We start from the raw sequence: 23455 nt of genomic DNA on the forward strand, positions 1-23455 counted from the left end.
GGGGAAGGAGAAGCGACACAAAGTGCGCGAAGCCTGGGGGAGTACCAAGCCCGTCCACCTAAAATCCCGCCCCTATGCAGAGATCGCACATCGTTCGGCCCGCGGCCATGTTCTGGGGGCTGGTGGTGTTCATGCCGGTCGGCGTCACCTATCTTTCGGCCATCCTGCTGCTGCTCACCATGCTGGTGGCCGGCGGCCTGGACAAGCGCTATGCGCGGCTGCGCGCCAACCCGCTGTGGTGGCCGGTGATGGCCTACCTGGCCTGGACCCTCATCGTGCTGGCCATCGGGCAGCACTATCCCGAGACCGGCTCCAACCTGTTCCACGGCATCCGCATCGGCCTCACCATGCTCATGGCGATGGCGCTCACGCGCGAAGAGGCCATCTGGGCGCTGCGCGGCTTCCTGCTGGTCGCCGTGCTGAACATCCTGCTGGTCAGCTTCTTCTACGCGGTCGGCGGCTTCAACATCTGGTTGCCGCTGCGCGCTGTGGTGATGGAAGTGGGCAACAAGTCGATCAGCAACGCACTGCTGTTCAGCGTGGTGGCGTCCACGGCCGCCGTATGGGGCATCGCGCAGATCGCCGCGCACAGGCCGCTGCGCTCCATTCCCGCCTTCGTGCTGATGCTCGGACTGGGCCTGGTGGTGGCGCTGCCGCTGACCTCGCGCACCTCGGTGCTCGCGCTGCTGCTGGTGATTCCGGTGGTCTGCGTCCATCAGTGGCGCAATCACCTGAAGATGCTGGTGGGCGCGCTGGTGCTGGGGGCTGTGGTGCTCGGGGCGGCGCTCTATCAGGTGCCGCAGCTGCAGCACAAGGTCGAGACCGGCGTGCAGGAACTCGAGGAGGCGCAGGCCGGCGCGGTCTTCAAGGGCAGCTGGGTCATCCGCTACTACATGTACCGCGACACCGGCCTCATGATCGCCGATCGACCGTTCACCGGCTGGGGCATCGGTGGCTGGACCGACCAGTGGCACAAGCGCGGCCCGGCGCTGCTCGCCGACTCGAACATGCCGCACAACGACTTCCTGTGGGCCGGCGCGCAAGGCGGGCTGCCTGCCCTGCTGAGCCTGCTCATCATCATGGTCGCCGCCGTCTGGCAGGCATGGAAGCGGCCCGACATCGCGGGCCGCTATGCGCTGGCCGCGACGCTGATCGCGCTGATCGCATCGAGCGTGAATTCGGCCATGCGCGACGCGCAGATCGGCCTGGCGCTGCTGTTCGTCTCGATGGTCTACCTGCGGCTCGCGCAGGAGAAGAACGACCCGGATCCATGGCGCGGACTGCTGTCCTCGCGCTTGAAGAGCCTGGAAAACCCGGAAAAAGACCCCACCCGCCCGGCTGCCTGAAGAGGCATCGGACGGCCGGGGCCGGATGGCTCGGCGGCCGGCGGCTCAGTGCCGCGACGACACCGTCTCGCCGGCCTTCAGCCGGTACACCGTGCCGCAATACGGGCACTTGGCCTCGCCGGTGCGCGCCACGTCGAGGTAGACCTTCGGGTGGCTGTTCCAGAGCTTCATGTCGGCCTTGGGGCTGGGGCAGAACACGCCGCCTTGATGATTGAGCTCCTTGGCCAGGAGTTCGACGACTGCATTGGTGGACATGGGTTTTCTCAGACTTTCGTGAGCCAGTGGGCGTACTTGGGATTCTTGCCGTTCACGATGTCGAAGAAGGCAGACTGGATTTTCTCGGTGATCGGGCCACGGGCGCCGCCGTCGCCGCGGTTGCCGATCTCGACGCGGTCGAGTTCGCGGATGGGCGTCACTTCAGCGGCGGTGCCGGTGAAGAAGGCTTCGTCGGCAATGTAGACCTCGTCGCGCGTGATGCGCTTCTGCACCAGCTCCAGGCCCAGGTCCTTGCACACGTGCAGGATGGTGTTGCGCGTGATGCCGTTGAGCGCGCCGGCCGACAGGTCGGGCGTGTAGACCACGCCGCCCTTGACCACGAAGATGTTCTCGCCCGCGCCTTCGGAGACGAAGCCGCTCGCGTCGAGCAGCAGCGCCTCGTCGTAGCCGTCGTCCAGCGCTTCCATGTTGGCGAGGATCGAGTTGGTGTAGTTGCTCACCGTCTTGGCCTGCGTCATCGTGATGTTGACGTGGTGGCGGGTATAGCTCGAAGTCTTCACGCGGATGCCGCGCTTCATGCCTTCTTCACCGAGGTAGGCGCCCCACGACCAGGCCGCGACCATGGCGTGGACGCGATTGCCCTTGGGGCTCACGCCGAGCTTCTCGGAGCCGATCCAGATCAGCGGGCGCAGGTAGCAGCTTTCGAGCTTGTTCTCGCGCACCACCTGTTTCTGGGCCTCGTTCAGCTGTTCTTGCGTGAACGGGATCTTCATGCGCAGGATCTTGGCGCTGTTGAACAGGCGCTCGGTGTGCTCGGCCAGGCGGAAGATCGCGGTGCCCTCGGGCGTCTTGTAGGCGCGCACGCCCTCGAAGGCGCCGCAGCCGTAGTGCAGCGTGTGGCTCAGCACGTGGATCTTGGCGTCGCGCCAGTCCACGAGTTCGCCGTCCATCCAGATCTTGCCGTCACGGTCGTCCAGCGAGGGGGGGATCGAGCTCATTTCCTGATTCCTTTGGAAGCGGTGTTGGGAGCGAGGTGGGAAGTCGCAAAAGCTTTCGATTTTACGGCGGCGGGATTGGCGGGGTGCCCGACAATGCCCGGTTGTGCAAACCAGTGGAAAAGGGTTTCCGTGTCCGTATTCAAGAACGTCATCGTCTATCGCATCGAACCTGCCTGGTCCCAGACACTGACCGAGGCAGAAGAAGGGCTCGGCAAGCAGCGCTTCGTGCCTTGTGGCCCCTCGCAGGAAAAGTCCGCCGGCTGGGTCGAGCCCCGCGGCGAAGCCAATGGCCCGCTGGTCGAGTCCATCGACGGCCAGTGGTTGGTCGAATACATGATCGAGAGCAAGCAGGTCCCCGGCTCGGTGGTGCGCCGCAAGCTCGACGAACGCTGCGCTCAGATCGAAGCCACCACCGGCCGCAAGCCCGGCAAGAAGGAAAAGAAGGAACTCAAGGAAGACATCACCCTGGAGCTGCTGCCGATGGCCTTCACCCGCAGTGCGCGCGTGACGGTGTGGATCGACAAGGCCGAGAACCGCCTCGTGATCAACAGCGGCAACGCATCGCGCGCCGACGAAGTGGTCACCAGCCTCGTGAAGTCGCTCGACGGTTTCGCGGTGGCCCTCATCAACACGCAGATCGAGCCCGCCGCCGCCATGGCCAACTGGCTGCTGACGCAGGAGCCGCCAGCCGGCTTCACCATCGACCGCGAGTGCGAGCTCAAGGCCTCGGACGACTCCAAGGCCGTGGTGCGCTACGCCAAGCATCCACTGGACATCGAGGAAGTGCAGAAGCACATTACGGACGGCAAGCGCCCGACGCGCCTGGCGCTCACCTGGGACGACCGCGTGTCGTTCGAGCTGACGCATGGCCTGCTGATCCGCAAGATCACCTTCCTCGAAGGCACGGGCGACGGCGCCGCGGGCGGCAAGAAGGAAGACAACTTCGACGCCGATGTGGCCATTGCCACGGGCGAACTGGGCCAGCTGGTGCCGGCGCTGCTCGATGCGCTCGGCGGCGAGGCGGCATTCTCGGCGGCCGTGCCGGACGAAGCGGCGAAGCCCGCCGCCGCAGCAGCAGCCGCTCCCACAATGACGACCCCGGCCGACGCGCCCGAGGAAGAAGACGCGCCGTTCTGACGCGTCTTCCAACAGGCGTGGCTCAGGCCGCCGGCGGGTCTTCTTCCGGGGTTTCGGGCCGCGTCATCGTCCAGCTCTGCAGCTTGCCGCCATTGAACACGGCGTCTACGTACGAGCCGCCGCCGTCGGTCCAGCGGTAGTGCTCGGGCTGCTCGTCCTTGGGCGAGCGCAGCTCGCCGAGGGCGCGCGTCATCGCGATCACGTGCATCAGCGTGACCCCAGGCTTGAGCTTGGCATTGAGCATCACGGCACTTGCCACATAGCCCACCGGCCGCTCGGCGGCTCGCTTGAGCACCTGCATCGCGCGGTTGAAGTGCAACAGCAGGAACATCACGATCGCGCCACCGGCCAGGGCCACGCCGCCCCATCCGCCGCTGCGCCACGCCAGCCCGAGGAGAAGGACGGCACCGACGGGCACCAGAAATTTCTTGAAATTCATGGCGCGCATTGTCGCCGCCCGCAGTAGCGACCATGGCTACCGCCGGGCGCGCCGGACGGTACTCCCCCCGAAAAGCGCACGGCACGCGAGCGCCACGCGGCACATTTCGCCGCACGGGCATCAGCCCGGGCCACTGAAAAGCGTATGACCATTCCGCGTTCCGTCACTTTCGTTCGTCTCACCCTCGTCGCCGCGCTCGCGGGCATCGCCCTCAGCGGCTGCTACGTGGTCCCGCTCGGACAACCCGCTCCCGCAGCACCGCCCTCGCAGGCGTACGCCGTGGCACCGGGCCCGGTCGCACAGACCTTCAACGCGCGGCTGTACCCGTCGAACGCCGAAGCCGCGCGCTACGGCGCCGTCGCCGGCACGGTCACGAACGACATGAACGGCCGCGGCCACTTCAACGCACAGATCGGCGGCGAACAGTTTCAGGGAGAGGCAACCCGGGTCGCAGGCTCGCGAGGCACCGGCGTGGCGAATGCCACCGGCAGCCGCGGCGGCAACCTGAGTTGCCAGTACACGATGAACTCGGCCACGTTGGGCAGCGGCCAATGCGTGCTCAACAGCGGACCGGCGTTCACGATGCACATCGGGGGATAGGGAGGGTGGGCCCGGCGCCACGGTGCGCCGGGCCATTTTTTCCCGGACTTCCCGGTCACTGATCAATCAATCAGTCGAGCCGGCGGACCACGTCCATCGCCTCTTCGATGCGGTCGACGGCGTGGATCGTCAGCCCTTCGATTTCCTTCGCGCCCTTGCGGGGCGCGTTGGCCTTTGGAACCACCGCCACGCTGAAGCCCAGCTTGGCAGCCTCGCGCAGGCGCTCCTGCCCGCGCGGCGCCGGCCGCACCTCGCCGGCCAGGCCCACCTCACCGAACGCGATGAAGCCCTTGGGCAGCGGTTTGCCGCGCAGGCTCGAGGTGATGGCCAGCATCACGGCGAGGTCGGCCGCGGGCTCGCTGATGCGCACGCCGCCCACCGCGTTGACGAACACGTCCTGGTCCATGCAGGCCACGCCCGCATGGCGGTGCAGCACCGCCAGCAGCATCGCGAGGCGGTCGCGGTCCAGGCCCACCGACAGGCGGCGCGGGCTCGGACCGCCGTTGTCGACCAGCGCCTGGATTTCCACCAGCATCGGCCGCGTGCCTTCGAGCGTCACCAGTACCACGCTGCCGGGCACCGGCTCGGCATGCTGGCTCAGGAAGATGGCGCTCGGATTGGTCACGCCCTTGAGGCCGCGCTCGGTCATGGCGAACACGCCGATCTCGTTGACCGCGCCGAAGCGGTTCTTGATGGCGCGCACGAGGCGGAAGCTCGAATGCGTGTCGCCCTCGAAGTACAGCACCGTGTCGACCATGTGTTCGAGCACGCGTGGGCCGGCCAGGGCGCCTTCCTTGGTGACGTGGCCCACCAGCACCACGGCCGTGCCGCTGGTCTTGGCGAAGCGCGTCAAGTGCGCCGCGCATTCGCGCACCTGCGCGACGGAACCGGGGGCTGACGTGAGCTGGTCCGAATAGACAGTCTGGATCGAATCGATCACCGCGATGGCCGGACGCGTGGCGTCGAGCGTGGCGATGATCTTCTCCAGCTGGATCTCGGCCAGCACCTGCACCTGAGAGTGATCGAGCCCGAGCCGTTTGGATCGCAGCGCCACCTGCGCCCCGCTTTCTTCACCGGTGACATACAGCGCGTTCTGCCCCGCGCGCTGCAGCGCATCGACCGCCTGCAGCAGCAGCGTCGACTTGCCGATGCCCGGGTCGCCGCCGATCAGCGTGACGCCGCCCGAGACGATGCCGCCGCCCAGCACGCGGTCGAGCTCGTCAATGCCTGTGGGCGTGCGCGCGACGTCGGTCGCTTCTATTTCCGACAGCGTGGCGAGCTCCGACGCGCCCGCGAGCGATGCGAACTGCGTACCGAAGCGGTTGTTGGCCGGGCCGCTGCCCGCGCCCGCGACTTGCTCGATCAATGTGTTCCAGGCGCCGCAGCTCGGGCATTTGCCGAGCCATTTGGGGCTGGTGCCGCCGCATTCACTGCAGACGAAAAGTGTTTTGTCCTTGGCCATGCGGCGAGTTTAGGTGTCCGCACAAACCCTGATGACTGACAGCTAGGAAAGCTCTGGCGAATCATTTAACATGTTAAGTAATTTCAAAGAGAGACGCGTCTTGAGCACGACATTCACGCACCGCAATTTGCCGCGCCTGCTGCTGCAGGCGCGCGAAGCCGTGATGGCCCACACCCGGCCCAGCCTGCGCGAGCACGCGCTGTCCGACCAGCAATGGCGCGTGCTGCGCGTGCTGGGCGAACACGGTGCGGTCGACACCGGCCGCGTGGCGCGCGAAGCTTTCATCCTCGGGCCCAGCCTCACCGGCGTGCTTGCGCGCATGGAGCGCGACAACCTCATCACCCGCGCGCGCGACCCTGCCGACCAGCGCCGCACCGTGGTCGAGGCCACGCCGCACGGCATGAAGCTGGTGAAGCGGCTGGGCACCAGCATCGAGGCGCATTACGACTGGATGGAAAAGTCGCTCGGCAAGGCCAAGCTCGCGCAGCTCTACGGGCTGCTCGACGAACTCATCGCACTGGAGCAACCTTCATGAGCAGCGCCCCCCATTTCCTGCCCACCGGCACGGTGTACGGCACCCTGCTGAACTTCCGCGCCGAAGTGGTGGCGCTCGCAGCGCAGATGACGCAGCCGCCCTACAAGGCACCGCCGAAGGCGCCCGTGCTCTATGTGAAGACGGCCAACACCTGGAGCCCGCACGGCAGCGCCATTGCAGTGCCGGCGACCGTGCCCGAGGTGGAAATCGGCGCAAGCATCGGCATGGTGATCGGCGCCGAAGGCGACGTCGAGGGCTTCGTGCTGATGAACGACCTGTCGATTCCCCATGCGAGCTTCTTCCGCCCGCCGGTGAAGTTCAAGTGCGTCGACGGCTTCCTCGGCATCGGCCCCGTGCTGCGCGACGCACAGGAGGTGGCCGACCCCGCGAACTTCCTCGTCGAGGTGCGCATCGACGGCGAGCTGAAGCAATCCATCGTCTTCTCGCAGCTCGTGCGCCCGGCGCAGCAACTGCTTGCCGATGTCGGCGAGTTCATGACGCTGGCGCACGGCGACGTCCTGATGCTCGGCTGCGACCTTGGCCGTCCGCTGGCCCGCGCGGGCCAGCGCATCGACATCTCGGCGCCGGGCTTCGAGACCCTGAGCAACACGCTGGTGAAGGAGGCCGCATGAAGCACGCACGCGTCATCTTCGAAGGCCGCGAGCATTCCGGCACGAGCCATGAGTTCAATGGGCAGCAAGACGCCGCCGTGCGCCTGGACGACGGCCGCATCGTGCCGCAGGAGCAGCTCGTCTGGCTGCCACCGCTCGCGCCCACGGCGCGGCCGCGCACCATCCTCGCGCTAGGCCTGAACTACGCCGACCACGCGAAGGAGCTCGAGTTCAAGGCACCCGAGGAACCGCTGGTGTTCGTCAAGGGCCAGAGCACGCTCATCGGCCACCGCCAGCTCACGCACCGTCCGGCCGGCGTGCAGTTCATGCACTATGAATGCGAGCTCGCCATCGTGGTCGGCAAGACCGCGAAGAACGTGAAGCGCGATGACGCGTATGACTTCATCGGCGGCTACACGGTGGCCAACGATTACGCGATCCGCGACTACCTCGAGAACTGGTACCGCCCCAACCTGCGCGTGAAGAACCGCGACACCTGCACGCCGCTGGGTCCGTGGTTCGTCGACGCGGCCGACGTGCCCGACCCCATGGCTCTTGCATTGCGCACCACGGTCAACGGCACGGTCACGCAGCAAGGCAACACGCGCGACATGATCTTCGAYGCACCCTTCCTCATCGCGTACTTCAGCCGCTTCATGACGCTGTCGCCGGGCGACCTGATCCTCACGGGCACGCCCGACGGCGTGGTCGATTGCAAGCCGGGCGATGTGGTCGTGACCGAGATCGAGCACATCGGCGCGCTGGTCAACACCATCGACGCGGCCTGAACCCTTTTTCCTGTCACACATCAACAAGCGGAGACAAACGCAATGAACGCCGGAAAGAAAACGCTCGCCCTCGCCGCCGCCCTCGTGGCCGTGAGCGCCTCGATGTTCGCGCTCGACGCGCCCGCGCAGACTGCGGCCTTCCCCACCAAGCCCGTGCGCTGGGTGGTGGGCTACCCGGCGGGCGGCGGCACCGACTTTCTCGCGCGCACGGTCGGCGCGCAGGTATCGCAGCAGCTAGGCCAGCCGGTGCTCGTCGACAACAAGCCCGGCGCGGGCGCGATCATCGCGTCGGAGAACGTGGCGCGCGCACCGGGCGACGGCTATACCGTGTTCTCGGCCGACAACGGCGTGCTGGTCTACAACCCCGCGCTCTACAAGAAGCTGCCCTACGACGCCGAAAAAGACTTCGCGCTGGTCGGCATGATGGGCCGCTCGCCGCTCATCCTCACGGCCGCGCCCAACGCCGGCATCGCCGATGCCAAGGCATTGCTCACCGCGCTCAAGGCTTCGCCCGGCAAGTACAGCATCGCCACGCCGGGCACCGGCAGCCCGCACCACCTGGCGCTCGAGTTGTTCCAGCGCGAAGCCGGCGTGTCGATGCTGCACGTGCCGTACAAGGGCGGCGCGCCCGCACTGCAGGACCTGATGGGCGGCCAGGTCGCGCTGATGATGCTCGACCTGCCCAGCGGCGTGAGCGCCGTCAAGGCCGGCAAGGTGGTGCCGCTTCTCGCCATGTCGGCCGAGCGCGTGCCGCAGCTGCCGAACATTCCCACCGCGAAGGAACTCGGCTTTGCCAACGTCGAGGCCTACACCTGGCAGGGCCTCGTCGCGCCCGCGGCCACGCCGAAGGAAGTGCAGGCGAAGCTGGGCGCCGAGCTTCAGAAGGCCATGGCCGACGGCGGCGTGCGCCAGAAGCTCTACGACGCGGGCTGGGAAGCACGCCCCGCCGACGCCACCGAAATGACGCGCTACACCGACGCCGAGCGCAAGAAATGGCATGCCCTGATCAAGGCGCGCGACATCAAACTCGATTGAACCGGACCGGACACCTCTTCATGCAACAGATCGACCATCTCATCGGCGGCAAGTCCGTCACGGGCAAGGACTACTTCGAGACCGTCAACCCGGCCACGCAGGAAGTGCTGGCCGAAGTCGCCTCGGGCGGCGAAGCCGAAGTGAACGCCGCCGTGGCCGCCGCCAAGGAAGCCTTTCCCAAATGGGCCGGCCTGCCCGCACCCGAGCGCGCCAAGCTGATCCGCAAGCTCGGCGACCTGATCGCGAAGCACGTGCCCGAGATCGCGCAGACCGAGACCGACGACTGTGGCCAGGTGATCGCGCAGACCGGCAAGCAGCTGATTCCGCGCGCGGCCGACAACTTCTACTACTTCGCCGAGATGTGCACGCGCGTGGACGGCCACACCTACCCGACGCCCACGCACCTGAACTACACGCTGTTCCATCCGGTGGGCGTTTGCGCGCTCATCAGCCCGTGGAACGTGCCCTTCATGACCGCCACCTGGAAGGTCGCGCCCTGCCTGGCCTTCGGCAACACGGCGGTGCTGAAGATGAGCGAGCTGTCGCCGCTGACGGCCGCGCGGCTGGGCGAACTGGCGCTCGAAGCGGGCATTCCGCCCGGCGTGCTGAACCTCGTGCACGGCTACGGCAAGGAGGCCGGCGAGCCGCTGGTGGGGCACCCCGACGTGCGCGCCATTTCGTTCACCGGCTCCACCGCCACGGGCAATCGCATCGTGAAGAGCGCGGGGCTGAAGAAGTTCAGCATGGAACTCGGCGGCAAGAGCCCGTTCGTGATCTTCGAAGACGCCGACCTCGACCGCGCGCTCGACGCGGCCGTGTTCATGATCTTCAGCAACAACGGCGAACGCTGCACGGCCGGCTCGCGCATCCTGGTGCAGCAGTCGATCTACGCCGACTTCGCCGCGAAGTTCGCGGAGCGCGCCAAGCGCATCACGGTCGGCGACCCGCTCGACGAGAAGACCATCGTCGGCCCGATGATCTCGCAAGCCCACCTGGCCAAGGTGCGCAGCTACATCGAGCTGGGCCCGAAGGAAGGCGCGACGATGCTGTGCGGCGGGCTCGATGCGCCGTCGAACCTGCCGGACCGCGTGAAGAAGGGCAACTACGTGATGCCCACCGTGTTCGCCGATGTCGACAACCGCATGAAGATCGCGCAGGAAGAGATCTTCGGCCCCGTGGCCTGCCTGATCCCGTTCAAGGACGAGGCCGATGCCATCCGGCTGGCCAACGACATCCAGTACGGCCTGAGCAGCTACGTATGGACCGAGAACATCGGCAAGGCCCACCGGGTGGCTGCCGCCGTGGAAGCCGGCATGTGCTTCGTCAACAGCCAGAACGTTCGCGACCTGCGCCAGCCCTTCGGCGGCACCAAGGCCTCGGGCACGGGGCGCGAAGGCGGCACCTGGAGCTATGAAGTGTTCTGCGAGCCGAAGAACGTGGCGGTATCGCTGGGTTCGCACCATATTCCACACTGGGGCGTTGCATGAACACGCGGCGCCGCACGCTGCTGCAAGGCGCGGCCGCACTCGCCGCGTTGCCCTCGCTCGCGCGTGCCCAGGCCGCCTGGCCCAACAAGCCGATCCGCGTGATCGTGCCCTTCCCGCCCGGCGGCACCACCGACTTCGTCGCGCGGCTGGTGGGCACCGAGGTGGCGAAGGCGCTGGGCCAGCCGGTGATCGTCGACAACAAGCCCGGTGCAGGCACGGTGATCGGCGTCGATGCCGCCGCCAAGGCCGCGCCCGACGGCTACACCTTCGTCTGCGTGGCCAACAGCTTCGCGGCCAATCAGAAGCTGATACGCAAGCTGCCCTACGACACGCAGAAAGACCTGCGCCCCGTCGCCCTGATGGGCATGTCGGAGCACGTGCTGGCCACGCACCCCGCGAGCGGCCTGAAGACGCTGGCCGACCTGCGCAACGCCGCCAAGGCCAAGCCCGGCACGCTGAGCTTCGCCTCCTTCGGCAACGGCACCTCGGCGCATCTCTCTGGCGAGATGCTCAAGCTGCAGATGGGCCTGGACATCGTGCACGTGCCCTACAAGGGCCAGGGCCCGGCGCTCACCGACCTGCTCGGCGGGCAGGTAACGATGATGTTCGGCAACTGGCCCGAGTTCCGCGGCCACATCCAGAGCGGCAAGCTGGTGGCGCTGGGCATGGCGACCGCGCAGCGCTCGCAGTACGCGCCCGCCATACCCACACTGGCCGAACAGGGCGTGCCCATCGAGTCCAATTCGTGGAACGGCCTGCTGGCGCCGGCCGGCACGCCCGACGCCATCGTGCAGCGCATGAACGCCGAGGTGAACCGCGCGCTCGCGGGCCCCGCGTTGACCGAGGCCTTCCAGAAGGGAGGCATCGCGTCGCTGTCGGGCACGCCGGAGCGCTTCGCGGCCTTCATCCAGAGCGAGATCGCGAAGTACGACGACGTGATCCGCAAGGCCAACATCCAGATCGAGGGCTGAACCATGAGCCTCTATGCGATGCAGAAATTCCTCTTCGCGCTCAACCGCGAGCAGGAGGTGCAGCGGCGCTATGCCGAAGGGGGCGACACGCGCACCGCGCTGCTCGCCGGCTATGACCTCGACGATGAAGAGCGCGAAGCAATCGATTCAGGCGACATCGGCAAGCTCTACGTGCTCGGCTGCAACGGCCAGCTGCTGATGCATTTCGCGCCCCTGCTCGGCATTCCGTGGGCCGATTACCTCGAAGCCATGCGCGAAGGCGTGCGCAAGTACGGACCGGTGCGCGCGGGCATCTATGCGATGACGACGGGCACAGACGAAAAGGTGGCAGGCGTATGAGTCTGGTTTTTGCAGGCGTGTGCAGCCACGCCCCCGGCATCACCGGCCGCGCGCATCTGGCGGACCCGGCCGTAAAGGACGAGTTCCATGCGCAGTTCCACCGCTTCGGCGAGGCCATGCGCGCCACCAAGCCCGACGCGGTGATCGTGATCGCCGCGGAGCACTTCGCGAACTTCTTCATGAACAACATGCCGGCCTATGCCATCGGCATGGCCGACAGCTACGAAGGTCCGATCGAAGACCCGAAGTGGCTGGGCATCGAGAAGCACACCATCCCCGGCGACGCAGCACTGTCGCAGCGCATCATCCGCGAGGTGATGCAGACAGTGGACGTGGCCTATGCGGAGGAATGGAAGTTCGACCACGGCATCATGGTGCCGCTGAACTTCCTCACGCCGAACTTCGACACCAAGGTCATCCCCGTGAACATCAACTGCCAGGGCCCGCCGCTCACGCCGCTGCACCGCGCCTGGGCCTTCGGCGAGGCCTTGCGCCGCGCCTGCGACAAGGTGCCCGAGCGCATCGCGCTGGTGGGCACGGGCGGTATCTCGCACTGGCCGGCCACGCCCGATTCTGGCAAGGTGAACGCGGAGTGGGACGCCGAGTTCATGCGCCGCTGGTGCGCCAACGATCGCGAGGGCATGCTCTCGCTGGACGACTATGGCGACGAAGCCACCTACCGCGAGGCGGGCCAGGGCGGCTTCGAGATCCGCACCTTCCTCAGCGTGGCCGCGGCCGCGCGCGGCAAAGGTGAGATCTTCCATATGAAGGCGATTCCGATCTTCGCGGTAACGTGCACGGCCGCGACCATGTCGGTGGAATGAACGGAGAACAGCAATGCCTCATCTGGTGATCCTCTACACGCCGAATATCGAGGCCGAGACCGACATGTCGGCCCTGTGCCGCACGCTGGCCGACACCATGCTGGAGCAGCGCGACGAAGCCGGCAAGCCGGTGTTCCCCATCGGCGGTACGCGCGTGCTGGCCTACCCTGCGGCGCACCACGCGGTGGCCGATGGCAAGGCCGACTACGCCTTCGTTTACCTCAACCTGCGCATGGCTGCGGGCCGCGCCGAGGCGGTGAAGAAGAAGGCCGGCGACGATCTGCTGGCCGGCGTGCGCGCGCATTTCGCGCCGATCTTCGACCAACGCCCCATCGGCATCACGCTGCAGATCGACGAAAGCCCCGGGCAGGTGTACGACGGCAAGCACAGCAACCTGCATCCCCTGTTCAACAAGAACTGAACGAAACCACATGCTCTCCAAAGCCACCATCGCCCAACTGGCCGCCGAGTTGCACGAAAGCGAGAAGTCGCGCGTGCAGGTCGAGCACTTCTCCAAGCGCTTTCCCGAGATGACCGTGGAAGACGGCTACGCCATCTCGCGCGAATGGGTGAAGGCCAAGATTGCCGAAGGCCGCACCGTGAAGGGCCACAAGATCGGCCTGACCTCGCGCGCCATGCAGCAGTCCAGCCAGATCGACGAGCCCGATTACGGCACGCTGCTGGACGACATGTTCTTCGAGCAGGGCGGCGACATCCCGTTCAAGCGCTTCATCGCGCCGCGCGTCGAGGTGGAGCTGGCCTTCGTCCTCGGCAAGAAGCTGCGGGGCCCGAACGTGACCATCTTCGACGTGCTGGCCGCCACCGACTACGTGGTGCCGGCCATCGAGATCATCGATGCGCGCATCGAGCAGTTCGACCGCCACACCAAGGCGCCGCGCAAGGTGTTCGACACCATCGCCGACAACGCGGCCAATGCCGGCATCGTGATGGGTGGCCGGCCGGTGAAGCCCGACGCGGTCGACCTGCGCTGGGTGAGCGCGCTGCTCTACAAGAACGGCGTGATCGAGGAATCGGGCGTGGCCGCGGCCGTGCTCAACCACCCGGCGACCGGTGTGGCGTGGCTTGCGAACAAGCTGGCGCCGTGGGACGAATGCCTCGAAGCCGGCGAAGTGGTGTTGGGCGGTTCGTTCACGCGGCCCACCACCGCAGTTCCCGGTGACACCTTCCACGCGGACTACGGCCCGCTCGGCTCCATCTCCTTCCGATTTGTATGAGGCTCGCCCCCAGGCTTCGCGCACTTCGTGTCGCTTCGCCAACCCCCTACCGGGGGCAACGCCAGCGGCCCGGCAAAGCCGGTTCCGCGGTGTTCCACGAATGAAGACATCACCCTTCCACCTCCCGGACTAAACATGCACACCCCCATCAACACCTTCAAGCAAGCCCTTCAATCAGGCAAGCCCCAGATCGGCCTGTGGGTCGGGCTGGCCGACGGCTACGCCGCCGAGATCCTGGCCGGCACCGGCTACGACTGGCTGCTGGTCGACGGCGAGCACGCGCCCAACGACCTGCGCTCGGTGCTCGCGCAGCTGCAGGGCATTTCGAGCGCATGGTCGGCGCAGCCCGAGTCGGAGCGCTCGCACCCCGTCGTGCGCATTCCGGTCGGCGACACCACGCTGATCAAGCAGCACCTCGACATCGGCGCGCAGACGCTGCTGGTGCCGATGGTCGACACGGCCGAGCAGGCGGCGCGGCTGGTGCAGGGCATGCGCTACCCGCCTGAAGGCATCCGCGGCATGGGCAGTGCGCTGGCGCGCGCCTCGCGCTGGCAGGCCTACCCCAACTACCTGCACGAGGCCAATGCGCAGACCTGCCTGCTGGTGCAGGCCGAGACGGTGGAGGCAATGAAGAACCTCGACGCCATCGCGGCCACGCCGGGCGTTGACGGCGTGTTCATCGGCCCGGCCGACCTGTCGGCCTCGATGGGCTTCGTGGGCCAGCCGAACCACCCCGAGGTGCAGGCCGTGATTGCCGACGCGATTGCGCGCATCCGCAAGGCCGGCAAGGCGCCGGGCATCCTGTCGACCACCGAGGAACAGGCACGCAAGTGGCTCGCGGCCGGCGCGCTGTTCGTGGCGGTGGGCGTGGACACCATCGTGCTGGCGGCGGCGGCGAAGCAGCTGCTGGCCATGTACAAGGCCGCGCCCGGCACCGCCTCGCCCAACGGCTACTGATTTTCTTCACACCGGAGCACGCTCGATGCAACGCATGACTTTGGCGGCCATCGCCACAGCAGCCACCCTCTTCCTCGCCGCGTGCGCACCCATGGGCGCCGGCAAGCAAGGCGCGACCGCCCAGCAGGAAGCCAACCGCCAGGCGGTGCTCGCCTTCTATGAAAAAGGCCTGAACCAGAAGGACGCCGACGCAGCGCTGCAGTACGTGGGCAGCCGCTACGTGCAGCACAACCCCACGGCGGCCGACGGCCCCGAGGGTTTTCGCAAGTTCATCGCGTTCCTGCGCGAGAAGTTTCCGAACTCGCGCAGCGACATCAAGCGCAGCTTCGTCGACGGCGACTACGTGATCCTGCACGTCAACGCGGTGCGGGAGCCGGGCACGCGCGGCAGCGCCATCGTCGACATCTTCAAGCTGGAGAACGGCAAGATCGTCGAGCACTGGGACGTGGTACAGCCCGTGCCGGAAACCGCTGCAAACAAGAACGGGATGTTCTGACCTCATGACCGCGCCCGCCGCCCCACCCAAGCGCTTTCGCTCCGCCACCATCCGCGAGGGCACGATCCGTGCGACCACGCGCAGCTTCCTGCATGCGCTGGGACAGGACGACGAGGACATCGCGCGCCCGCACATCGGCGTGTTCCATACAGGCGGCGAGATGAGCCCGTGCAACCTCAACCTGCGCGAGCAGGCGCAGCACGCCAAGACCGGCATCTATGCGGGCGGCGGCACGCCGCACGAATGCCCGGTGGTGTCGATCAGCGACGGGTTGACGATGGCGCACTCGGGCATGCGCTTCTCGCTGATCTCGCGCGAGCTGATCGCCGACAGCGTGGAAGCCTCCACGCGCGGCCACCAGTGGGACGGGATCTTCGCCATCGGCGCGTGCGACAAGAACCTGCCCGGCCTGATGATGGGCATGGTCCGCTGCAACGTGCCCAGCGTGTTCGTGCATGGCGGCTCGGCGCTGCCTGGCCAGATGCCGGGGCCGGACGGGCGCGACCTGAACGTGGTCGACACCTACGAGACCATCGGCAAGGTGCTGGCCGGCACCGCCACGCACGACGAACTCGACGCGATGAGCCGCGCCTGCCTGCCGACGGCCGGCGCCTGCGCAGGGCAGTTCACGGCCAACACGATGGGCATGGTGTCGGAGGCACTGGGCCTCGCGCCCATCGGCTCGAGCATGGTGCCTGCCGTGTTCAGCGAACGCGCGCCGCTGATGCGCCGCGCCGCAAAAACGCTCATGAAGGCAGTGATGGGCGACAGCCCGCTGCCGCGCGACATCGTCACGCGCAAGGCGCTCGAGAACGCCTGCGCCGTGGTATCGGCCACCGGGGGCTCGACCAACGCAGCGCTGCACCTGCCGGCCATCGCGCACGAGGCCGGCATCAAGTTCCACCTCGACGACGTGGCCGAGGTCTTCGCGCGCACGCCGCTCATCGCCGACCTGCGCCCCGGCGGCCAGTACCTTGCGCGCGACGTGTTCTACATCGGCGGCGCCGGCGTGATCCTGCGCACGCTGCTGGAGCAGGGCTTCCTGCATGGCGATGCGCTCACCTTCACCGGCCGCACGATGGCCGAGGAACTGGCCGGCGCCCTTGCGCCTGATGGCCGCGTGGTGCGCGAGGCCGGCAACCCGATCACGCGCGACGGCGGCCTCGCAGTGCTCAAGGGCAACCTTTGCCCGGACGGCGCGCTGCTCAAGACGGCGGGGCTCCAGGGGCTGGTGTTTCGCGGGCCGGCGCGCGTCTTCAACTCGGAGGAAGAAGCGCAGACCGCCGTGCAGAACCGCCTGTACGAACCCGGCGACGTGATCGTGATCCGCAACGAAGGCCCCAAGGGCAGTCCCGGCATGCGCGAGATGCTCGGCATCACCGCCCTGCTCTATGGCCAGGGCATGGGCGACAAGGTGGCACTGCTGACCGACGGGCGCTTCTCGGGCGCCACGCGCGGCCTGTGCATCGGCTACGCGGGGCCCGAAGCGGCCGACGGCGGACCGATTGCGGCGCTGCGCGACGGCGACGTGATCGCCATCGACGCGCGTGCCGAGGCACGCTCGATCACGGTCGATCTCACCACGGAGGAAATCGCCGCGCGGCTCACCCGACGTGAGGTAAACGCGGGGGCGGCCCGCGGGGGCTTGCTGGAAAAATACGCGCTCACCGTGCGCCCTGCCCATCAGGGCGCCGTGACCCACTCGGGCGCGGTCACCTGGCTGCGCGACGAGTCTTGATCGACCCTCCATAACCACCGTCCGGAGAGAGACACCATGAGCTTCACCCGCCGCCAGATCCTGCAGACCACCAGTGCATCCGCCTTGATGGCCAGCCTTGGCCAGAACGTCTTCGCGCAGGCGATGAGCATCGAGACCGCCACCATCGTCACCGGCTTCGCGGCCGGCGGCACCTCGGACACCACCTGCCGGCGCCTCGCGCAGAAGCTCAGCCCCGAGTACGCGAAGGTGGCGGTGGTCGAGAACCGCACCGGCGCGGGCGGCCAGATCGCCGTGAGCTACGTGAAGGGCCGCCCGGCCGACGGCAGCACCATCCTGCAGACGCCGACCTCGATCCTCACGATCTATCCGCACATCTACAAGAAGCTGCCGTACGACCCGATGGTCGACATCACGCCCGTCAGCCTGGCCTGCATCTTCGACTTCGGCTTTGCCGTGGGCCCGGCCGTTCCGGCCAGCGTGAAGACGGTGCCCGAGTTCCTGGCCTGGGCCAAGGCCAATCCGGCCGGCGCCAACTACGGTTCGCCCGCCGCGGGCTCCACGCCGCACTTCATCGGCGCGCTGCTGGGCAAGAAGGGCGGCGTCGAGCTCAAGCACGCGGCCTACCGCGGCACGCAGCCCGCCATGCTCGACCTGCTGGGCAGCAACATCTCGGCGGTGTCGGGGCCGATCGGCGACATCACACAGCACCTGCCCTCAGGCAAGGTGCGCATCCTGGGCGTCTCGGGCGCCAAGCGCAGCCGCTTCGCGCCCGAAGTGCCCACCTTCGGCGAACAGGGCATCAAGGACATGGCGCACAGCGAATGGTTCGCCTTCTTCCTGCCGGCCAAGGCCTCGCCCGAGCTGGTGGCGAAGCTGAACACCGCAATGAAGAACGCGCTCGCGCAGAAGGACGTGATCGACGGCCTCGGCACATTCGGCCTGGAGGCGATGTCTTCCACGCCGGCCGAGCTGGCCGATCTGCTGAAGAAAGACACCGCCAAGTGGGCGCCGATCGTCAAAGAGGTCGGCTTCACCGCAGAGGGTTGAACACATGAAGGAACTGCCATGAACACACTCGCCACCACCGCGCCGTCGGCGCTGGTCCATCCCTCGCTGCACCCCGACGAGCGCACCGCGCGCGAGCAGCTCGCGGCCTGCTACCGCGTGTTCGCGATGCTGGGCTGGACCGAGATGATCTACAACCACATCACGATGCGGCTGCCCGACAGCGTGACGGGCGGGGAGAAGCAGTTCCTCATCAACCCCTTCGGCCTGCACTACAGCGAGGTCACTGCGAGCAACCTGGTGAAGATCGACCTGCAGGGCAAGGTGCTCGACGGCTCGACCCATCCGGTGAACCCGGCCGGCTTCACGGTGCATGCCGCCATCCACGACGGCCTGCTCGGTGCGCACTGCGTGATGCACACGCACACCACGGCCGGCGTGGCCGTGGCCTGCCTGCAGGGCGGGCTGCAGCAGACCAACTTCTATACCGCCCAGCTGCACGACATGGTGGCGTACCACGACTTCGAGGGCATCACCATCCATGCCGACGAAGGCCCGCGCCTGCTCAAGAGCATCGGCAACCGCAACGCGGTGATCCTGCGCAACCACGGGCTGCTGGCCTGGGGCCAGACGCTGCCGCAGACCTTCGCGATCCTCTGGACGCTGCAGCGCGCCTGCGAGATCCAGATGGCCACCTTCTCGATGGGCGCGGCCATTCCGGTGAGCGATGAAATCGCGCAGCGCTGCACGCGCGACGCGCTGCAGTTCAGCCCCGAGCATGGCGCGGGGCAGGACGTGTTCGATGCGCTGGTGCGGCAAGTGGACCGCATCGACCCGAGCTACCGCAACTGAGGCGCCTGTTCCCATGAAGATTTGCATCTACGGCGCCGGCGCGATCGGCGGATGGATCGGCGTCGGCCTCGCACAGGCAGGCCAACGCCTCAACGTGGTGGCGCGCGGCGCCACGCTCGATGCGCTGCAACGCGACGGCCTCTCGCTCATGCGTGGCGACGTGCGCACGCGTGTGCCGGTGAACGCGGTGGCCGACCCCGAAGCGCTCGGTGTTCAAGACCTGGTGGTGATCGCCGTGAAGGCGCCCGCGCTGGCCGGCGTGGCCGAGCGCATCGGGCCGCTGATCGGCGCCGACACCATCGTGCTGGTCGCGATGAACGGCGTGCCATGGTGGTTCCTCGAAGGCGGCTTCGGCGGCGAGATCACGGGCCACCGGCTCGCGGCGGTGGACCCCGAAGGCGCTATTGCCAAGGCCATTCCCGCGCGCAACGTGATCGGCTGCGTGGTGCACGCGAGCTGCTCGCTCGACGGACCCGGCGTGGTGCGGCATCACTTCGGCAACGGGCTGATCGTGGGCGAGCCTTCGGGCGAAGCCACGCCGCGCGTGCAGAAGCTGGTCGAGCTGCTGAACGCCGCAGGCATCGACACCACGCTGTCGCCGCAGATCCAGAAGGACGTGTGGTTCAAGCTGTGGGGCAACATGACGGTGAACCCGATCAGCGCGCTGACGGGCTGCACCACCGACCTGATCATGGACGACGACTACGTGCGCGGCTTCATCTCGGCGGTGATGCTGGAGGCCAAGGAGATCGGCCGGCGCATCGGCATCGAGATCACGCAGAGCCCGGAAGACCGGCATGCGATCACGAAGAAGCTCGGCGCGTTCAAGACCTCGATGCTGCAGGACGTGGAAGCCGGCCGCTCGGTGGAGCTGGACGCGCTGGTGACCGTGGTGCGCGAGCTGGGCGAGTTGACTGCGGTGGCCACGCCCTTTACCGACGCGCTGCTGGGCCTGGCGCGATTGAGGACGCGGCAGCTCGGCCTGTATTGAGCGCGTCATGCACACCATCGCGGCGCGCAGGAAGGCGGCGCTGCTCGCGCTCGGTGCTCAGTGCTTCTTCAGCAGGACGCGCACCGCCTCGGGCAGGGAGTCGACCTGCGGCATGAAGTGGTCGAGCAGCGCGCCCAGGGCCACCGCGCAGACCACCGCGCCCAGCAGCGGCTTCCATGTGAGCCGCACGGCCGCCATGAGCCAGCCCTCGCGCGCCACGCGCACCGCGGCGCGGGCCGACACGTACGAGAACGCGACCTCGATGGCCACGGCCAGCAGCGCGTCCCAGCCGAAGTACAGCAGCACGAGCGAACCGGCGCCGAGCACGACGGCCGCGCAGATCAGGAAGATGGCGATCACCGGCACGACGATGACTGCGCCTTCGTCCGCCCCGCCCGCGATGTCGAGCGCGCCGCTCGCCACGTCGGACAGGCCGCTGCCGTCGCCGGCGCTCGCATGGCTTTGGGAACCACCGCCGAAGTCCAGATCGGGCGCATCGACGTTGGCGTCCACCTCGCGGCCCTCCACCAGGCGCCTGGCCCACCAGCGCAGCACCAGCAGATAGCCGAGGTATCCCACGCCCAGCGTGAGGAGGTAGCGCACCGCCAGCGAGTGCACATGCAGCAGGTGCATCTGCAGCGCCGACACGCCCCACATCAGCAGCATCGTGAACGTGCCGATCAGGATGCCGTGCGTGCGCAGGCTGTAGCTGCGGTGCAGGTCGCGTTCGACCTGCGTTTCCCACAGGCGCACGGAGCGCCAGTCGGAAAGGATCTTCATCGGCCTTCGGTGGGGGCCGGATCGGCGAAAGGCACGCGCTGCGCCACGGCGCACATGAGTTCGTAGCCGATGGTGCCCGCGGCCTTCGCAACCTCGTCGATGGGAAGCACCGCGCCGGTCTTCGCGGACTTGCCCCACAGCGTGACCTCGCTGCCGAACTTCGCGTCGGGCACGTTCGTGAGGTCGACAGTGATCATGTCCATGCTCACGCGGCCGACCATGTGGGTGCGCACGCCGTTCACCAGCACCGGCGTGCCGCTGTCGCAGTGGCGCGGATAGCCGTCGGCATAGCCGACCGCCGCGATGCCGATGGTGAGCGGCCCCTGCGCCGTGAACCTGGAGCCGTAGCCGATGGTGTCACCGGCCTTCAGCGTCTGCACCGAGATGATCTGGGTCGACAGCGTCATGGTGGGCTGCAGCTGCCAGTGCGCCGCATCGTGCTCGGGAAAATCGGGCGCGCTGCCGTACAGCAGGATGCCGGGGCGCACCCAGTCGCCGCGCGTCTGCTCGGCATGGCGCAGCGTGGCGGCACTGTTGGCGATGGAGCGCTCGCCCGGCAGGTCGCGCGTGGCGCGCTCGAAGGTCGCGAGCTGGTGGGCGATGCCGCGCGCGCCGTCGGCGTCGCTGAAGTGGGTCATCAGCGAGATCTCGTCGACCTGCGTCAGCGCGTTCAGGCGGGTCCAGGCGGAGCCGAAGCGCTCGGGCGTGAAGCCCAGGCGGTTCATGCCCGAATTCATCTTCAGGAACACGCGCTGCGGCTTCAGGGTCTTGTGGGCGGCGAGCATGTCGATCTGCTCGTCGCAGTGCACGGTGTGCCAGAGGTCCAGCCGCGAGCACAGCTCCAGGTCGCGGGCGTCGAACACACCTTCGAGCAGCAGCACCGGGCCGCGCCAACCGAGTGCGCGCACGCGCTCGGCCTCGGCCAGGTCGAGCAGCGCGAAGCCATCGGCGCCCCGCAAGCCTTCATAGACCCGCTCGATGCCATGGCCATAGGCATTGGCCTTGACGACGGCCCAGACGCGGGCCTCGAGGGCCGAGCGACGCGCCCGTTCGAGATTGTGACGCAGGGCGCCGGTATGGACGGTGGCGAGAATGGGACGCGGCATGGGAATTCCGGGGAAGACTCGGGGACAATGCAGACCACGTTTTAGCATCTTCGGGAATGGGGTTGAACACCGTAGGGATCCCTAATTCCGTGCCCCACCCCCATGCTATAACCGCCCATTCGCCCGCAGCGCAACACTTTTTCACTACCGCCAGCAGACCCCTCTGGCCAGCCAGCCCATCGATGAAGCGCGGTTTCTACACGATCATGTCGGCCCAGTTCTTTTCGTCGCTGGCCGACCAAGCGCTTTTCGTTGTTGCGGTCGACCTCATGCGAAGTTCGGGTGCGCCCGAATGGCAGCGCGCAGCCCTGGTGCCTATCTTCGCGGTCTTCTATGTGGTGCTGGCACCGCTGGTGGGCGCTTTTGCCGACGCCTTGCCCAAAGGCAAGGTGATGTTCATCAGCAATGCCATCAAGGTGGTGGGCTGCCTGATGATGCTGTTCGGCTCGCATCCGCTGCTGTCGTATTCGATCGTGGGGCTCGGCGCCGCGGCGTATTCGCCGGCAAAGTACGGCATCCTGACCGAGCTGCTGCCGGCATCCCAACTGGTGAAGGCCAACGGCTGGATCGAAGGACTGACCATCGCGTCGATCCTGCTGGGCATCGTGCTCGGCGGCTCGCTGGTGGGGCATGCCATTTCCAGCAAACTGCTGGCCTTCGACCTCCCGTTCATCGACACCGGCATCGACTCACCGGCCGAGGCCGCGATCTCGGTGCTGATCTTTGTCTACGTGCTGGCAGCATGGTTCAACACGCGCATCCCGCACACCGGCGTCGAGATGCGCCCGCTGCGCTCCAACCCCGAACAGGGCCTGGCGCGCAACATCGCCGCGCTGCTGCCCGACTTCTGGCACTGCAACGCCCGCCTGTGGCGCGACCGCCTTGGCCAGATCTCGCTGGCCACCACCACGCTGTTCTGGGGCGCGGGCGGCAACCTCAAGTACATCGTGCTGGCCTGGGCCTCGCTGGCCCTGGGCTACAACACCACGCAGGCCTCGGCGCTGACGGGCGTGGTGACCATCGGCACGGCCGTGGGCGCGATCGTGGCCTCGATGCGCATGCGGCTGGACATGGCCACGCGGGTGATCCCCATGGGCATCGCGATGGGACTGATGGTGATCTGCATGAACTTCATCGGCAACGTGTGGCTGGCGGTGCCGTTCCTGATCCTGCTGGGCGGCCTGGGCGGTTTCCTGGTGGTGCCGATGAATGCGCTGCTGCAGCACCGCGGCCACAACCTGATGGGCGCGGGCCGCTCCATCGCGGTGCAGAACTTCAACGAGCAGGCCTGCATTCTCCTGCTCGGCGGCTTCTACAGCGTGTGCACGGGCCTCGGCCTCTCGGCGTACGGCGCGATCAGTGCGTTCGGCCTCGTGGTGGCGGGATGCATGTGGCTCATCAAATACTGGTACGGCAGCAACCTGAAGAAATACCCGGAAGAGATCGAGCATCTGCTGGCCATCGCCCGCAGCGACAAGCATCATTGACCTCCCCCAGGCTGCGCGCACTTCGTGTCGCTGCGCCT

At 67.3% G+C, this 23455-nt stretch carries 26 protein-coding genes; 20 read left to right on the forward strand and 6 right to left on the reverse strand.

Features of this window, described 5'->3' with window-relative positions; genetic code table 11:
• The first annotated feature begins 74 nt into the window (after positions 1 to 74).
• On the forward strand, positions 75 to 1346 hold the full coding sequence (locus AC1DFC_RS22770) for an O-antigen ligase family protein (RefSeq protein ID WP_042673984.1): 1272 nt from the start codon (positions 75 to 77) through the stop codon (positions 1344 to 1346).
• Between the two features lie 45 nt (positions 1347 to 1391).
• On the opposite strand, the gene AC1DFC_RS22775 is transcribed toward AC1DFC_RS22770, so the two are convergent.
• A complete protein-coding gene (locus AC1DFC_RS22775; RefSeq protein ID WP_007836801.1) occupies positions 1392 to 1601 on the reverse strand; it encodes a zinc-finger domain-containing protein in 210 nt (69 codons plus the stop codon).
• A gap of 8 nt (positions 1602 to 1609) precedes the next feature.
• The gene (locus AC1DFC_RS22780; protein WP_007836800.1) at positions 1610 to 2560 is read right to left on the reverse strand and encodes a branched-chain amino acid transaminase; all 951 of its coding nucleotides are present in this window, start codon (positions 2558 to 2560) and stop codon (positions 1610 to 1612) included.
• A 129-nt stretch (positions 2561 to 2689) separates the two neighbouring features.
• On the opposite strand from AC1DFC_RS22780, the gene AC1DFC_RS22785 reads away from it, so the two are divergent.
• Entirely contained in the window at positions 2690 to 3697 is a 1008-nt protein-coding gene (locus AC1DFC_RS22785) for a recombination-associated protein RdgC (RefSeq protein ID WP_413312227.1), read from the forward strand.
• A gap of 22 nt (positions 3698 to 3719) precedes the next feature.
• On the opposite strand, the gene AC1DFC_RS22790 is transcribed toward AC1DFC_RS22785, so the two are convergent.
• Positions 3720 to 4145, reverse strand: coding sequence for a hypothetical protein (locus AC1DFC_RS22790; RefSeq protein WP_007836797.1), 426 nt, complete (start codon positions 4143 to 4145; stop codon positions 3720 to 3722).
• A gap of 135 nt (positions 4146 to 4280) precedes the next feature.
• Here AC1DFC_RS22790 and AC1DFC_RS22795 point away from each other — a divergent pair, with 135 nt between their 5' ends.
• Positions 4281 to 4736 (forward strand): hypothetical protein, encoded by a 456-nt coding sequence (locus AC1DFC_RS22795; protein ID WP_007836795.1) that lies wholly within the window; start codon positions 4281 to 4283, stop codon positions 4734 to 4736.
• A gap of 70 nt (positions 4737 to 4806) precedes the next feature.
• Here the strand turns inward: AC1DFC_RS22795 and radA are convergent, their stop codons facing one another.
• Complete coding sequence (gene radA, locus AC1DFC_RS22800; RefSeq protein ID WP_007836793.1) at positions 4807 to 6198, reverse strand: DNA repair protein RadA; 1392 nt, start codon at positions 6196 to 6198, stop codon at positions 4807 to 4809.
• Positions 6199 to 6298: 100 nt separating this feature from the next.
• Here radA and hpaR point away from each other — a divergent pair, with 100 nt between their 5' ends.
• The 16 genes from hpaR (at position 6299) to AC1DFC_RS22880 (ending at position 20044) form a co-directional block, all read left to right on the forward strand.
• Positions 6299 to 6733 carry a homoprotocatechuate degradation operon regulator HpaR gene (gene hpaR / locus AC1DFC_RS22805; protein WP_007836792.1) on the forward strand — a complete coding sequence of 145 codons (435 nt, stop codon included), beginning with the start codon at positions 6299 to 6301 and terminating at the stop codon, positions 6731 to 6733.
• Positions 6730 to 7365: a fumarylacetoacetate hydrolase family protein gene (locus AC1DFC_RS22810; RefSeq protein ID WP_007836790.1), complete on the forward strand. Its 636-nt coding sequence runs from the start codon at positions 6730 to 6732 to the stop codon at positions 7363 to 7365. Before hpaR ends, AC1DFC_RS22810 begins: the two co-directional genes overlap by 4 nt.
• A complete protein-coding gene (locus tag AC1DFC_RS22815; RefSeq protein WP_413315954.1) occupies positions 7362 to 8132 on the forward strand; it encodes a fumarylacetoacetate hydrolase family protein in 771 nt (256 codons plus the stop codon). The genes AC1DFC_RS22810 and AC1DFC_RS22815 overlap by 4 nt, the downstream gene beginning before the upstream one ends.
• Before the next feature lie 42 nt (positions 8133 to 8174).
• Positions 8175 to 9167, forward strand: coding sequence for a Bug family tripartite tricarboxylate transporter substrate binding protein (locus AC1DFC_RS22820; RefSeq protein ID WP_413333030.1), 993 nt, complete (start codon positions 8175 to 8177; stop codon positions 9165 to 9167).
• A 20-nt stretch (positions 9168 to 9187) separates the two neighbouring features.
• Positions 9188 to 10654 (forward strand): 5-carboxymethyl-2-hydroxymuconate semialdehyde dehydrogenase, encoded by a 1467-nt coding sequence (gene hpaE / locus AC1DFC_RS22825; RefSeq protein WP_007836784.1) that lies wholly within the window; start codon positions 9188 to 9190, stop codon positions 10652 to 10654.
• On the forward strand, positions 10651 to 11625 hold the full coding sequence (locus AC1DFC_RS22830) for a tripartite tricarboxylate transporter substrate binding protein (protein WP_478180044.1): 975 nt from the start codon (positions 10651 to 10653) through the stop codon (positions 11623 to 11625). The genes hpaE and AC1DFC_RS22830 overlap by 4 nt, the downstream gene beginning before the upstream one ends.
• Positions 11626 to 11628: 3 nt before the next feature.
• A complete protein-coding gene (locus tag AC1DFC_RS22835) occupies positions 11629 to 11964 on the forward strand; it encodes an aromatic ring-opening dioxygenase subunit LigA (protein ID WP_478180045.1) in 336 nt (111 codons plus the stop codon).
• Positions 11961 to 12788, forward strand: a complete 828-nt coding sequence (locus tag AC1DFC_RS22840) for a DODA-type extradiol aromatic ring-opening family dioxygenase (RefSeq protein ID WP_007836781.1) — start codon at positions 11961 to 11963, stop codon at positions 12786 to 12788. The genes AC1DFC_RS22835 and AC1DFC_RS22840 overlap by 4 nt, the downstream gene beginning before the upstream one ends.
• A gap of 13 nt (positions 12789 to 12801) precedes the next feature.
• Positions 12802 to 13209, forward strand: a complete 408-nt coding sequence (locus AC1DFC_RS22845; protein ID WP_413333036.1) for a 5-carboxymethyl-2-hydroxymuconate Delta-isomerase — start codon at positions 12802 to 12804, stop codon at positions 13207 to 13209.
• 10 nt (positions 13210 to 13219) lie between these two features.
• The gene (gene hpaH, locus AC1DFC_RS22850; RefSeq protein WP_413315948.1) at positions 13220 to 14023 is read left to right on the forward strand and encodes a 2-oxo-hept-4-ene-1,7-dioate hydratase; all 804 of its coding nucleotides are present in this window, start codon (positions 13220 to 13222) and stop codon (positions 14021 to 14023) included.
• A gap of 135 nt (positions 14024 to 14158) precedes the next feature.
• Positions 14159 to 14980, forward strand: a complete 822-nt coding sequence (hpaI, locus tag AC1DFC_RS22855; protein WP_413333039.1) for a 4-hydroxy-2-oxoheptanedioate aldolase — start codon at positions 14159 to 14161, stop codon at positions 14978 to 14980.
• Between the two features lie 25 nt (positions 14981 to 15005).
• Positions 15006 to 15476, forward strand: coding sequence for a nuclear transport factor 2 family protein (locus AC1DFC_RS22860; protein ID WP_413315946.1), 471 nt, complete (start codon positions 15006 to 15008; stop codon positions 15474 to 15476).
• A gap of 4 nt (positions 15477 to 15480) precedes the next feature.
• On the forward strand, positions 15481 to 17214 hold the full coding sequence (gene ilvD, locus AC1DFC_RS22865; RefSeq protein ID WP_478180046.1) for a dihydroxy-acid dehydratase: 1734 nt from the start codon (positions 15481 to 15483) through the stop codon (positions 17212 to 17214).
• A gap of 36 nt (positions 17215 to 17250) precedes the next feature.
• Positions 17251 to 18243, forward strand: coding sequence for a Bug family tripartite tricarboxylate transporter substrate binding protein (locus tag AC1DFC_RS22870; protein WP_007831660.1), 993 nt, complete (start codon positions 17251 to 17253; stop codon positions 18241 to 18243).
• Between the two features lie 18 nt (positions 18244 to 18261).
• Positions 18262 to 19053: a class II aldolase/adducin family protein gene (locus AC1DFC_RS22875; RefSeq protein ID WP_478180047.1), complete on the forward strand. Its 792-nt coding sequence runs from the start codon at positions 18262 to 18264 to the stop codon at positions 19051 to 19053.
• A gap of 13 nt (positions 19054 to 19066) precedes the next feature.
• The gene (locus AC1DFC_RS22880) at positions 19067 to 20044 is read left to right on the forward strand and encodes a 2-dehydropantoate 2-reductase (protein WP_007831665.1); all 978 of its coding nucleotides are present in this window, start codon (positions 19067 to 19069) and stop codon (positions 20042 to 20044) included.
• 57 nt (positions 20045 to 20101) lie between these two features.
• Here the strand turns inward: AC1DFC_RS22880 and AC1DFC_RS22885 are convergent, their stop codons facing one another.
• Positions 20102 to 20824 carry a hypothetical protein gene (locus AC1DFC_RS22885; protein ID WP_478180048.1) on the reverse strand — a complete coding sequence of 241 codons (723 nt, stop codon included), beginning with the start codon at positions 20822 to 20824 and terminating at the stop codon, positions 20102 to 20104.
• Positions 20821 to 21930 carry an alanine racemase gene (gene alr, locus AC1DFC_RS22890; protein ID WP_007831670.1) on the reverse strand — a complete coding sequence of 370 codons (1110 nt, stop codon included), beginning with the start codon at positions 21928 to 21930 and terminating at the stop codon, positions 20821 to 20823. The genes AC1DFC_RS22885 and alr overlap by 4 nt, the downstream gene beginning before the upstream one ends.
• Positions 21931 to 22112: 182 nt before the next feature.
• On the opposite strand from alr, the gene lplT reads away from it, so the two are divergent.
• On the forward strand, positions 22113 to 23417 hold the full coding sequence (lplT, locus tag AC1DFC_RS22895; RefSeq protein ID WP_478180049.1) for a lysophospholipid transporter LplT: 1305 nt from the start codon (positions 22113 to 22115) through the stop codon (positions 23415 to 23417).
• Positions 23418 to 23455 lie beyond the last annotated feature (38 nt).

Source organism: Variovorax sp. 10L421, assembly GCF_056395365.1.